Origin of the sequence: Photobacterium phosphoreum (assembly GCF_002954725.1) — a bacterium.
In the GTDB taxonomy this organism is placed as follows: Bacteria; Pseudomonadota; Gammaproteobacteria; order Enterobacterales; family Vibrionaceae; genus Photobacterium; species Photobacterium phosphoreum.
Genome location: NZ_MSCQ01000001.1, coordinates 1,255,030 through 1,268,451, shown reverse-complemented (window position 1 = coordinate 1,268,451; position 13,422 = coordinate 1,255,030). Strand labels below are relative to the sequence as shown.

Below are 13,422 nucleotides of genomic sequence, written 5' to 3'. Positions count from 1 at the left end.
GCTCAAAGAGACGATAATTGTAATCGAGAATAGTTGTTTTAGCATGTGATTTTATGTATCAAGTTGCAACAATAATCGCCGCAATATGGTTGAGTGATCGATCTCCATTTTTGAGACGAATTATCGTTGTATTATTAGAATAATCAAAGCCATATATGGTAGCTTTAGCTTAATAATACCAAGGTGATAAATAATGAAAACTAACCCTGAAGATAAACTGCATAGCCAGCAGGTTTACGTTTGTGATGATGCACTTGCTGAACGTCAATTAGCGTGTTTAGAAGTGCTTTATGATTTTAATCATACACGACCATCAGAAATAGCAAAACGTGCTGAGCTTATGCAGCAACTATTTGCTGAAATAGGGGAGGGGTGCTATATCGAACCACCATTACATGCTAACTGGGGTAAACATACGCATTTGGGTCGTAATGTGTATGTAAATTTTAATTTAACCTTGGTTGATGATACCCATATTTATATTGGTAGTAATGTCATGATTGGTCCTAATGTCACTATAGCCACTGCAGGGCATCCGATTGATCCACTATTACGTCAGCAGGTTACACAATTTAATATTCCAGTGACAATAGGGAATAATGTTTGGATTGGAGCGAGCTGTGTTATTTTACCCGGTGTTTCTATTGGCGATAATACTGTAATTGGTGCTGGTAGTATTGTGACAAAGGATATTCCAAGTAATGTTGTCGCAATGGGTAATCCTTGTCGTGTATCAAGAGAGATTAATGATTACGATAAAAAATATTATCATAAAGGTCGTAAGTATTTATAAATATAATTTTTAATATATAGGAAGAGATTTTAATAAAAGATATTTTTATATTAAGCATTAATATTTATTGTATGGATATAATTATTTCTTGTACCTTATTGTAGATATCTGTTGATGATCCCGTCAATATTGCTTCTCTATAGTTAGTTTTATCTGAGATTTTTACCTTTTCTAGCGTTAAGGATTTATCATTTTTATGTAATTGATAACGCTCTTCCATGAATGACTGGCTCATAACAATATTCGCTTTAAAAACAGCACGATAAACACCATTCATAGGCATGTTACTCATAAATAAAATCTCTTTAACGATGTAATTATAAGGAGGATGCCTTATTGGTATTCTCTAAACAAACGAATTGTAGACAACTCCAGCCAATATTTAAAGGTTTAATCCCTAAAATACGACTAAATATAAATTATTTTTTTAAAAGCATATACCGTCATATAAATAGTAGGAATATATATAAAGACAATATAATAATAACCTATAAGTCAGAGTGAAAACCAATGTTGCTTATTAGCCATTGGTTTTATATTTTTATTATAAATAAGCACATTAATTTTATATTTTATTTATAACTGAGTTACGTCTGACAAGTGTTGGTGAAAAAATACGTGGAATAGCATGTATATTATTAACATTGATTAAATTTAACGCTAATTTAGTTGCTTCTTCTGCCATGAGGTAGATAGGATACCGAACAGTCGTTAATTGTGGACGTACATACCGAGCGATTAAACCGTCATCAAAGCCTATGACAGAAATATTGTCGGGTACTTTAATCTCATTATCCTCAAGAATATTGATTGCACCTGCTGCCATATTATCGTTGTAAGTAATAACGGCTGAGATGGGTAACGATTTTGATAGCAAGTTTGTCATCGCTTGCTCGCCACCTTCAATATACGGTTCGGTAGTTTCTATGTAGCTTTCATTCAAGTCTATATTATAGGCGGCTAGTGCGTCTTTATAACCTTGTAATCGTTGGGTCGCATCTTCTATATCGTGTGATGAGTTGATATAAGCAATATGTGTGTGGCCGTGACGAATAAGGTATTCAGTCGCAATATAGGTACCTTTAGAATTATTGAGTGAAATACAACGATCTGCTAGTTCTGGAATATAGCGATTAATTAAGACTAAAGATTTTACTTGTTGTGCATAATCAATGAGCGCTTGATCTGAAAGTCCCTTTGAATGAATAACGAGTGCATCACAGCGGCTGTTGATGAGTAAATTGATGGCTTTTCTTTCATCTTCTGCTCGATGGTAACCATTCCCAATTAAGAGGTTTTTGCCATTTTGTTGAGCGACAGTGTCAACGGCTTTTACTAATGTGCCAAAGAAGGGATCAGAGACATCACCGACTAATACACCCACTGTATTTGTATGATGGCTAGCAAGAGCCCGCGCTGCTGGGTTCGGCTGGTAATTTAAGTGCGTAATTGCAGTCGTTACAGCAAGAACAGAGGCTTTACTTGCTTTAGGTGAGTGGTTTAATACTCGAGATACCGTTGCTACAGAGACGCCAGCCTCACGAGCAACATCTTTAATTGTTGCCATAGATACTCTCAAATTAAATGCCACAGCTGTATTAATCAATCGGGTGGCAGATAATATCGTCGTTTGTTATAAAATGAACCTGTTATTATAAATCGGTTTTGTTACATAAGATACTGAATATTAAAATAATTATTTGATAAATATAGTGTAATTTGGAAGGAAGAAGAAAAAGCACTGGTTGGCAGTGCTTTTTATGAAAATTACAACGCTTTAAATTGCAATAACAACGACGATTCTGGATCCATTATCGGTAATGTTAGGCCAACAGTTTGTAACCATTCACCGTTAAACAATTGTTGGCTTGCCAGCCATGGAGGTTGTCGATTAACTATTTTATTGAGATTTTCGGGTTGATCAATAATAGTGATACGGTAGTTTTTATTTGAGTGCAATCCTGGAATATATAACCGGCCAGATAAACAATAAGTCGGCATCGTTAATTGATTAATGCTAATTAAGGCTTGTGATTGTGACGATGAAACCACCATATTACCTTGCAATGCGGTATTATCATTAAAACTTAAGCGATAATTTTTTCCTGTGTGAAGTAAGCTACGCCATTTTTTATATAATTGAATATAATAACGAAATACCTGTTTTTCATCATTAGAAGCTTTAACGGGATCAAGTTCCAAACCCATATGACCAAATAAAGCTGTATTACCTCGAAAATTCATACTATGGGTACGGTGAGTTGTGTGGCTAGTGTGAGATCCAATGTGAGTTCCCATTACTTCGGGAGGGTAAAAATAGCTCATGCCTCGCTGAATCGCTTGTCGTTCTAATGGATCATTATTATCCGAGCACCAAAAGCGATGAGTATGTTTTAATACTTCATAGTCAATACGACCGCCACCAGCTGCACATGACTCAATCTCAACGTTAGGATGTTTCGTATTAAGTTTATGTAATAGCGCATAATATTGTGCAACCTGCTTACAACCTGCGGAACGATTATTATGTGCAGGTTGAACAATCTCACGGTTCATGTCCCATTTGATATAGTCAATTGCATAATGCGAAAGAAAATGATCTAAACGCTCAAATATATATTCAAATGCCGCTGGATTTTGTAGATCAATAGTATACTGATGGCGACCTGTTGGCTGTTCATATCCGTCAACAGCCAATAACCATTCTGGGTATTGGCGATATAAGTCAGAGTCTTTATTGATCATTTCAGGCTCAAACCATAATCCAAATTCCATTCCCAATTGATGAACATGTTCAATTATAGGTGTTAGCCCATTGGGGTACTTCATTTTATCAATAAACCAATCACCCAATGATGAAGTATCGTCATTGCGGCCACAAAACCAACCATCATCAATAATAAAACGTTCAACACCCATTGCGGCTGCTTCGGTGGCCATTGCTGAAATATACTCAGGATTATGATCAAAGTAGATTCCTTCCCAAGTATTAAGGTGAATAGGACGTGGTTTATGTAGGCGATCTTTCAATATGGAAGTTCGTATATGCTGATGGAATTGTTGACTCATAGCGCTAAGCCCGTGTTGGCTATAGCTCATGTACAAGGTTGGTGTGGTTAATGATTGTTGTGGTTGTAATGTTATTTCTCCGGGTAAATACAACGCCTCAGCTTGAAGTACACGACGGCCATCAGCTTTAACATCTACTCGTATACGGTGATTACCGCTCCATGCTAAATGTGCTCCCCACACTTGACCGTGATCTTCACCAAATCCGTGATCACCAACAATCAGTGCTGGATAGTGTTCATGTGATGTGCGTCCTCGACGGTTTTCTTGAATGTAACCACCATGGTTTAACATACTGCGGTGTTGCTGAAATTCCTTTATCCAACGACCATAGAAAGACAATATTTCATTGGCATTATCGGCAATAGGGACGGTATTCGCATAACGTGTAACATGATAATCATTGTTACCATGGTTCATCAGTGTCTGGGATATTTGCAAGATGTCGTTACTATCGAGCTTAATATCTGTTTGCCAGTTGAGTTGCGCTTGTTGATCGTGGCTTTCGATCACTAAACGATGATCTTCTTGAGTAACGTTTGTTACGATAAAGACTGGCGACCAATCTAAACCACTATTACGAAAACCTTCAAGTGCAGGCGATCCAAAATTACCGCGACCTAATTGAGGATTAATCGAAATTGGAATATCACTATCTAAACGGCCAAATGGGATCGGGCGTTCAAGCCCAATAACCATCTGTTGTAATGCGTTATCATCGGTATTAGATAATCGTGACCCATAGTAAACAATGTCAGCAACATCATTCACAGTGATCAGTATTTGGCTACGAGTACCAATTAATGAATAGATTGGTGAAGAAGATTGTAAAGTCGTCACTTTATGTTTCTCCATGATTATGACAGTGCTGTAAACGTTAATTGGTATTGATAACGTGGAGCCGTTAATAAAAACTCCGGATGTACACTAGGGCTCCAAGAATCATCACCACCAATGCCCATATATTCACTATCAAGATGTAGATGTAAGCAATCATCGGGCTGTAACTCATAAGTATGGTGAGCTTGTGCCAATTGTTGTTGTGAATAATGACTAATAGCAAAATGGAATTGACCATCAATCGTTAAATGATTAATTGTTGCTTGCTGAGTATCACAGCGTAATCCGTTATCTGTTGGGTAGATATAATCGGTATGCATTGCTGATATTGGTAATGTATAACGATCAATGTGTGCTGCTAAAATACGATCAGGGTAGTTCTCATGTGGGCCGCGACCAAACCATGACACCGTATCTGTTAATGGAATATCTACACTAATACCAACTCTGGGTAAACTCGGTAGATTAATATCGCGATCAACGGTTACATCAATAGTGAGTTTGCCACTTGATTGAATAATATAACGCCATTGTGTGTTAATGGTTTTTTGTGACAATGTAAAATGAGTAAAATGAGCGCAGACAATTAATGATCCGTGATGATCTTGATGGAATTCAACTTGTTGGCAGTGGGTTTCTATCTTATCTAATCCCGCATGTTGCCATTGCGCCATCCATGTATTGGGATCGACACGATCAACTTCACTGGTGCCAATATCATTATCTAACGGTGCACGGTAAAAGTTATCTTTAAATGGCGATAGGATCACCGCAGTACCTTGTTGAAGCCATGTTTCTAGATAACCGGTGGTCAAATTAAAATTAAATTTATTATTGGCAGCAGTAACGATCAGTTGTTGATGTTGCTGATGATAATTAACGGTTGAATCACAATCTGTTAAAGGCAACGTCGGTGTATTGCGTGCTTGTTGAAGTAAATATTGTTCATTAGCAACGACATGACCAGCATCAGCCCAGCTAACAGATTGAGTTAATATTACTTCAATATCTAAGTAGTAATTTAAGCTTGGATCAAAGCCAATCATATAAGGGCTAAAATCTATTTCAATGCTTGCCTGTGGTGCAAGTTCTAGCACTAACATACCTTGAGTGACTGTTGTACCTTGTTGCTGAATTTTCCAATGTAATTCAGTGTATTTACTAGTACTGAACAATAATTCACTATGAACATGTAATTGCTGTTGTGGTGTGAACTCAAATTGGAAGAATTGCTGTGCTTTCTTTACTTCAAATAAAGCAGGGTGTGGTGTGCGATCTGGAAATACTAAGCCATTAATACAAAATTGGCGATCATTGATAGTATCATCAAAATCACCACCATAGGCCCAATATTGCTGGCCATCGGCACTGGTTTTGGTTAAGCCTTGATCTACCCAATCCCAGATAAAGCCACCTTGTAAACGTGGAAATTTACGGAAAGCCTGCCAATATTTATTAAAACTACCTAAGCTATTACCCATAGCATGCGCATATTCACATAAGATCAGCGGACGTTGTTCATTAGGCTGGCTGATCCAATTTTTAAGCGCATATTTAGGCACGCTTGGATGATCAATGTGTTGATCAACACGGGCGTACATTGGACAGATAATGTCGGTTGCTGTTGTATTCGCACCGCCACCTTCATATTGTACTGGACGGGAAGGATCGCGATGTTTAGTCCATTGATACATTGCATGGTGATTAAAACCAATACCTGATTCATTTCCTAAAGACCAAATGATGATCGAAGGATGGTTTTTGTCCCGTTCAACCATTGCCATCATGCGCTGCATATAAGCACTATTCCACATTGGATCGTTTGATAACCGACACATTGGAGATTGGCCATGGGTTTCAATATTAGCTTCATCAACGACATATAAACCATATTGATCACATAGTTCATACCAATGAGGATGATTAGGGTAGTGTGCTGTGCGTACGGCATTAAAGTTGTACTGCTTCATCAATTTAATATCTTCAAGCATTGATGCTTCAGTGATGTAATGTCCAGTGGTAGGGTGATGCTCGTGTCGATTAACCCCTCTAATTAATAGTGGTTTACCATTAACAACCAGTTGGCCATTAGTAATGGCAATATTACGAAAACCTACCGCATAACTTTCGCATTCGATTAAACATTCGCCATCATATAAGGCGATTACTGCGCGATAAAGATAAGGTGTTTCGGCATTCCATTGTTGAGGTTGGCTAATGTGTAATCGATGTTCTGTTTGATCGCGCCAAGCCCCTTTTTCATCGACATCATAAGCGGCGGTATGAACGTTAGTTTCACCGTGAAGTTCGACAGGATGATTATTTGCATCAAACAGAGAAACCGTGACACTGTAACTATCACTTACTTGCGTTAATTTAGTGGTAATGACTAGAGTGGCGTCTTGGTATAAAGCATCAAGTTGAGGTTGAACAAATACATCAGCAATAGCGAGATGCGGTTTATGATATATAAACACATCACGGAAAATACCACTTAACCACCACATATCTTGATCTTCTAAATATGAGCCATCAGACCAACGTACTACCATGACACTTAATAGGTTTTCGCCTTCGTGAACGGCATCGCTTAGATCAAATTCAGCGGGTAAACGGCTGTCTTGTGAATAACCAATCCAGCGACCATTACACCATAAATGAAAGGCTGAATTAACGCCTTCAAATATCAGTCGAGTCTGCTGGCTAATATCATCTGCGGTTAAAGTGAAATAACGGCGATAGCAACCCGTTGGGTTATCTTGAGGAACAATAGGCGGTGTATTAGCAAAAGGGTATTTTACATTGGTATAAATCGGTTTGTCATACCCTTGTAGCTGCCAGTTGCTTGGAACTACGATCGGTTGCCAATGATGTTGTTGAGTATTAAATGCACAGTCAGCCATTGTATGTGGAACTGCTTGAGGGCTTGGATATAACGCAAAATCCCACATACCATTGAGCGTTTGACGACTAGAATGGCACTGTTGCTGCGCATCATCCACTGAGCGATAACTATGTAACGGGCTATGGGGAGCTAGAGTATTAAGCTTAACCACAAGTTGGTTTTGCCAATCTTGGCTTGCAATAATATCAGAGAAAGAACGCATGGATGACCTCATTAAAACAAGTAATGAGCCGACTATTGACGGCTCATAAAAAGTATATTTAGACTGTGTAATAAAGATTAAACAGTAGTTGAAAACGGTTTTTGGTTTATTATTACTGGCGGTGATTGTTTAAAATCAGCAGGATTAAAACCATCGTGTAGGTGATAGTAGCGTTTATAAACAATCGCGCTGATCAACATTAATGCGGCAGGTAAACCAATCATTAACCACTGAATGCCTAGAAGAGTATCTGCAGCTTGAGCTTGGTTAGCTTGGTAGCCAATAAGTGATAAACCAACCCCAACAATAAAACCACCAAATGCTCCTGCAAATTTCACCAGCATAGTTTGAATCGAGAAAATAATACTTTCGCTGCGACGACCTGTCTTAAACTCACCATAGTCAACCACATCAGATAGCATTACTGTTTGGAGTGCATTGGCAATACCTACGCCAAATTTGATTGCTGCACCAGATAGGCCAATAAGCAGTAAATTTCCGGGTACAAAAATATTCATTCCGAGTAATATCGCACAAGATATTATTGGCATAGTACACGCAATAATCCATAGTAATTTACGGGGAATAACGTTAGCTAAACGTGGGAATAAGAACACACCAACAACTTCGGCAATACCTGCCACCATCATATAAGCAGGAAACAATTCTTTATTACCTAGCGCATAAGTAAAGTAGTAAATTGCAAAACCACCAACGAGCATATTCGCCATTTGAAACGCCAATACCGTAGCAATTAATACTTTGAGTTGATCGTTGCAGTTAATAATCTTCAGAACATCTTTGATTGTGAATTTGCTGGTAGTTTGGGCGGATACATTAATATGTTCTTTAACATTTTTAGCCGTAATAAGTGCGCTAAATATAAAGAAAATAGCGATAAGTATTGCTGCAATTTGAAAACCTTTGCCTTCATTACCATCACCAAGAGTTGTAATGATATACAGCCCATAAGTACCGGTAATAAACCATGCAAGGCTTGCAAATAAGCGTGGCCATACCACTAATTTTTCTCTTTCAGGACGAGAGCTTGAAAGGGCAGGGATCATTGACCAATAAGGAATATCCATAATGGTGTAAGTTAATCCCCATAAAATGTAAGCGGCTGCGGCATACACGTATAAGGCTGTGCCTTCAAATAAGTGAGTGCTAAATAAACCAATTAATACGACTGCATTAATGACTGTACCGATGATAATCCATGGTCGAAATTTACCAAATCGTGAGCGAGTATTATCCACAACCATTCCCATCATCGGGTCAGTAATTGCATCAATAATCCGTGCGGCTAAGAAAATAGTACCGACAAATGCTGCAGATATTCCAGCAATATCAGTGAAGTAATACATAAGAAAGATATAGATAGGGGCACAAGCAAAGTCTTTTCCTAATGCGCCAATTCCGTAACTGAATTTGGTTTTTAAGCTAATAGATTGTGATGACATGATGTAGGGCCTTTTTTATTTTTTCTTATTATTACTTGATATTGAGGCCCTGACTGTGATCAATTACAAGTTAGTGGTAGCGGTTACACTAAATGTATTGTTTTAAAACATGGGTCACATAAAGAAGCATGTTTTGAAACCAAACATATTTAACATGCAAATAATTACACTTAATATCAATGTTAAATAAAGAGGTATAATTTAACATTGCTGAGTGACTCAATAGAATGGTTGATAAGCTAAAGTATTTTGTGGTATCGGTTACAGTGGGTGGGATTACCGAGATATTGATCATTATTCGTGTTTGTGACACATAAAAGGAGTATAAAATCAATTTTCCTTTGTCATTATGAGTATCGTCATTTAATATGAATTATATTTCGTATTTGTTGCTGACAAAGGATGTTGGTATGAAAAAGTATATTAGTTTCGCAATTTTTCCTGTCTTGGCTGGGTGTACAGAGATCCCTAATGACACCACATTAGAAAAAGCCTTTTATTCTGCGGCACTATCCTCTAAAGCGAGCACAGTCTTGAGCGTTGATAATTTTGCTAAAGTCAGTGGATATAAAAAATATGATCAATATATAGCAGAGGTGAGTTACGACATTCGCTTTCTTCAAAATCAAGAGAGTCATAAGATCAAAGAAGATACGCGTGATTCAGGTTTAGGCTTACATGCGCTCTCAATAGAGTATGGACACTATAAAGCAGGGGATATCAGTAGTAACCAGCAGCAAGTTATTTTCATTAAAACGCGTTCTGGTTGGCAGGTAAAGGCATAAAAAAAGCAGCCTATAATTAGGCTGCCTTGGTATTTGAAGTCGTCTTTATAAATACGTACGCTACAGAATTATTTATTCTTTATTGTCGCAATGCGAGAACATACTGGGATATTCGTTGCATCAAGGCCTGGCGCTGTATTGTGGAAATCAAACTCAAGCTCTACATCTGGTTTGAAGATTAGACAATGTGTTGAACCACCAAAGTGGAACATGCCTAATTCGTCACCTTTATTAATGTGTTGGCCTTCTTCAACCGTTACTGCACATGAAGACACTTCAGCCATACCAATAGCGATGAAACACATTAAACCAATTTTAGGATTATCTGATTCAATAAAGATCACTGCGCGTGTTGCCACTGCGGTTAAGAATGGTTGTGAATTATTTGGCGCGCTATCATCAGCACCGTCTGGGTTATTAAAGCCTTGGTAACGATTTCCTAAGTAGTATGAACCGTTAACCATGTAAGTTTTCTTAACTGTACCACTGACTGGGCTGTTCCAGCGGTGATAGCTTAATGCACTCAAGAATGCTTGGTAGACAGTACCACCGACAAATTGCTCAGCTAAAGGATCAAAATCCATCATGTTTTCTAATGAGTAAGGCTGACCTTTAAGCCAGAAGCTTGAAGACTTAGCAACATTAGTAACAACTTGTAGCGGTGCTGATTCACAGGCGTTAGCAATAACATCATCACCTTCAGCAACCGGTCTTACACCGTCTTTAAAAGTACGGGTAAAGAAATCATCCCAAGATTTAAAGCCGTAATGTTTATCTGTTGGATCGCAATTGAAGAAGTGCTCAAAAGGTTTACTGTAGTTTTCTGAACCACTTACTTCAGCTTGGCAAGCAACAGTAACCATTTCTTTTTGTGCATTATCACTTAACCAACCAAACACTTTTGGGATGCGATCTGGATGGTTTTCAATCAATACGGAACGAGATGCTGGAGATGAAAGGTATAAGCTCCAGTAACTCAGAATCTTCTTAAATTGTTGGTTAACAAGTTCGTTAGCAAAGAACGCATAACCTGAATCTGTTGCCATTGGCCAATCAAGTAGGGCATTAATTGGAAAGCCAATTAAACCACAAGGCTCAAGTGCACCTGTTTTAGGATCTAAAAACTCAGTACATTCTGGTGCTTGGGTCATAATATGATTAAGTAAAACTAAAAACTCATCAAAGTCATTAACTTCAGGTGTTTCTAAAGGCGTTAATTCTTTGTGGCTTTTCGCTTCACTGAACATATCTTGAGAAAGACGTAGAAGTACAGGATCACTTTCAACTAATTCTTTAAATTCTGTAATCGGCTGAGCGATTGAATGGGACGTTAAATGCGTACGTGTTTTTAAATCTTTAATCCAAGCTGCAATGTGTGCTTTATTTTTAGGAAGCCAATTGCCTTTTAAAAGAGGATAGGTCTGATTCATAATTCTATACCAAATGATAATTTAAATTTAAAAACGCTAAAGCATGAGCATCTTATTAAAGAGATATAATGTGATGCATCGAACAATAACAGAATTTTATTGCTGCCTATGATTTAAGTCATTAGCTAAAACCTAAAGGTTAAAACTCAAATATATGTAATCAATTTTTCATAATAGGTTATTAAGTCATATTTAAAGGCTAGTGCAATAAACCATAGACTAAATTAAACATTTTGATCTTATTTTATTAATTTAAATTTTTCACTGGAGTAAATTCGATTAAAAGACATAAATATAGTGTTTTTTATAAACTTTAAATATATATATTGATTGTTATTTGTTCGTTTTTGTGACGCTTGTAATTGATTTTATGAGTATTGTTAGGAACAGCGTTGAGCGTGATGATTCTAAAGTGTGATCTGTGTCACGTTTTGTTTTTTAATTTAGGTTCATCTTAATAGCACAAACAATAAATAACTTAATAAATTATTGGTGGAAAAAATGACTTTAAAAGTAACTGCTAAAGGTTTTGAATTACCTGATTACATGGAAGCTCATATTGAATCTGAGTTTGCTAAATTCGATAAATTCCAAGTTGTATTTCATAGCCGTAATGTATTTATGAAACTAGAACCAGGCCGTCAATTTATTGTCGAAATTGCGGTTAAGACTAGTGTTGGTGATATTGAAGCATCAGCTGATGAAAAAGAATTAAGCGAAGCACTAAGCGCAGCATTTTCTCGTTTAGAGCGTCAAATTATCAAGAAAAAAGAAAAACCACTTGCTCACCGTTCTGAATTAAACGAGCGTGATAAAGAAAACTTTCTTAAAGTAGAAGAAGCATCTGCAGAAGCAGCGGCTGATATAGTTATTGCTGAAAACAACAAATAATAGTCGTTCGCTAAATACGGTGTTATAGCGGCACCGTATTAGACTGATATTATTCGTTAAGCAGAGAAGCCTCGATCAATATATTGATCGAGGCTTTTTTTATGCGGCTTGTTGGTCGATAACGTGGTTGATAATAGTATTTTCTTTTTTTACACAAACAAAAATAGCATTACCTGATTGACCATTCCAAGGTACGATTTTATCGTAGCTATGTTCAAACATAGTGACATCAAAAAATGGCGTTAGTAATTGCTGTAGTTGAGCAAAATTGATCGCCACCATAGGGTGATTATCACGCCAAGATTGCGTTACATTGTCACATGTTTTTTCAATCTGCAGCTGTAATTGTTGGTTTTCACCATTACCGCTGTAGTGCCAACCTGATTGGAACATAAAGTGGCTATCTTCAAACTCAGTGGTATGGCGCACAAAAGAGCTATTGTCGATTTTATCTTTATCGACGGCATTGAAACAGAAAACACCGTCTTTACTTAATGCATTAAAGGCACTTTCAATACATTGCATCAGTTTTTCGATATTAGCGTTGTAGTGCAATGAATATAAGAAACAGGTAATTAAATCTAATGGTGTATCGACAGTAAAATTACACATGTCGTGTTGAACAAAAGTCGCTTGTGGGCAGCGTTGTTGAGCAATATTTAGCATCGGCTGATTAATGTCTAAGCCGCTCGCTTGATAACCATAACCAATAAAATGTTCAACATGAGGACCAGTACCACAAGCAAGATCCAGATAATGAGTACCTTGATTGCCGAATAGCTGGTGGAGTCTACGGATACAATTACTTTGTTCTTGGTAATCGATATCAGCACACATTAAATCATAGTAGCCAGATAAATCAGTGTATAAAGCGTTATAAGACATTGTTAACCTAATGATTATAAAGAGATTATCTTGATTATGGTAATGGTTCTATTACCAAAGTTGCGCGATATTAGCCTAGCTTTACTAATGCAACAAACAATATTTAATAAATTAATAAAATTATTGAAGTAGATCGTGATTTATTCTGCTTGAGAATAA

The 13,422-nt window shown here is 37.2% G+C and carries 10 protein-coding genes; 3 read left to right on the top strand and 7 right to left on the bottom strand.

What is annotated here, in order from left to right; all coding sequences use genetic code 11:
• Window positions 1–193 precede the first annotated feature (193 nt).
• Window positions 194–793, top strand: a complete 600-nt coding sequence (locus tag BTO21_RS05635) for a sugar O-acetyltransferase (RefSeq protein WP_065193752.1) — start codon at window positions 194–196, stop codon at window positions 791–793.
• A 64-nt stretch (window positions 794–857) separates the two neighbouring features.
• On the opposite strand, the gene BTO21_RS05630 is transcribed toward BTO21_RS05635, so the two are convergent.
• The 5 genes from BTO21_RS05630 to melB form a co-directional block, all read right to left on the bottom strand.
• Window positions 858–1,085 (bottom strand): hypothetical protein, encoded by a 228-nt coding sequence (locus BTO21_RS05630; RefSeq protein ID WP_045029190.1) that lies wholly within the window; start codon window positions 1,083–1,085, stop codon window positions 858–860.
• Between the two features lie 273 nt (window positions 1,086–1,358).
• Window positions 1,359–2,360, bottom strand: a complete 1,002-nt coding sequence (locus BTO21_RS05625) for a substrate-binding domain-containing protein (RefSeq protein WP_045029191.1) — start codon at window positions 2,358–2,360, stop codon at window positions 1,359–1,361.
• Window positions 2,361–2,560: 200 nt separating this feature from the next.
• Window positions 2,561–4,702: an alpha-galactosidase gene (locus tag BTO21_RS05620; RefSeq protein ID WP_239997997.1), complete on the bottom strand. Its 2,142-nt coding sequence runs from the start codon at window positions 4,700–4,702 to the stop codon at window positions 2,561–2,563.
• A 17-nt stretch (window positions 4,703–4,719) separates the two neighbouring features.
• Window positions 4,720–7,809, bottom strand: a complete 3,090-nt coding sequence (locus BTO21_RS05615) for a beta-galactosidase (RefSeq protein WP_045029193.1) — start codon at window positions 7,807–7,809, stop codon at window positions 4,720–4,722.
• Window positions 7,810–7,886: 77 nt separating this feature from the next.
• Window positions 7,887–9,272: a melibiose:sodium transporter MelB gene (melB, locus tag BTO21_RS05610; protein ID WP_045029194.1), complete on the bottom strand. Its 1,386-nt coding sequence runs from the start codon at window positions 9,270–9,272 to the stop codon at window positions 7,887–7,889.
• A 410-nt stretch (window positions 9,273–9,682) separates the two neighbouring features.
• Between melB and BTO21_RS05605 the strand changes: the two genes are divergently transcribed.
• Window positions 9,683–10,057 carry a hypothetical protein gene (locus tag BTO21_RS05605; protein ID WP_045029195.1) on the top strand — a complete coding sequence of 125 codons (375 nt, stop codon included), beginning with the start codon at window positions 9,683–9,685 and terminating at the stop codon, window positions 10,055–10,057.
• Between the two features lie 68 nt (window positions 10,058–10,125).
• Here BTO21_RS05605 and BTO21_RS05600 read toward each other — a convergent pair whose 3' ends face one another.
• Window positions 10,126–11,487 (bottom strand): phosphatidylserine decarboxylase family protein, encoded by a 1,362-nt coding sequence (locus tag BTO21_RS05600; protein WP_045029196.1) that lies wholly within the window; start codon window positions 11,485–11,487, stop codon window positions 10,126–10,128.
• 501 nt (window positions 11,488–11,988) lie between these two features.
• Between BTO21_RS05600 and hpf the strand changes: the two genes are divergently transcribed.
• The gene (gene hpf / locus BTO21_RS05595; RefSeq protein WP_045029197.1) at window positions 11,989–12,378 is read left to right on the top strand and encodes a ribosome hibernation-promoting factor, HPF/YfiA family; all 390 of its coding nucleotides are present in this window, start codon (window positions 11,989–11,991) and stop codon (window positions 12,376–12,378) included.
• Between the two features lie 99 nt (window positions 12,379–12,477).
• Here hpf and BTO21_RS05590 read toward each other — a convergent pair whose 3' ends face one another.
• Window positions 12,478–13,263, bottom strand: coding sequence for a class I SAM-dependent DNA methyltransferase (locus BTO21_RS05590; protein ID WP_045029198.1), 786 nt, complete (start codon window positions 13,261–13,263; stop codon window positions 12,478–12,480).
• Window positions 13,264–13,422 lie beyond the last annotated feature (159 nt).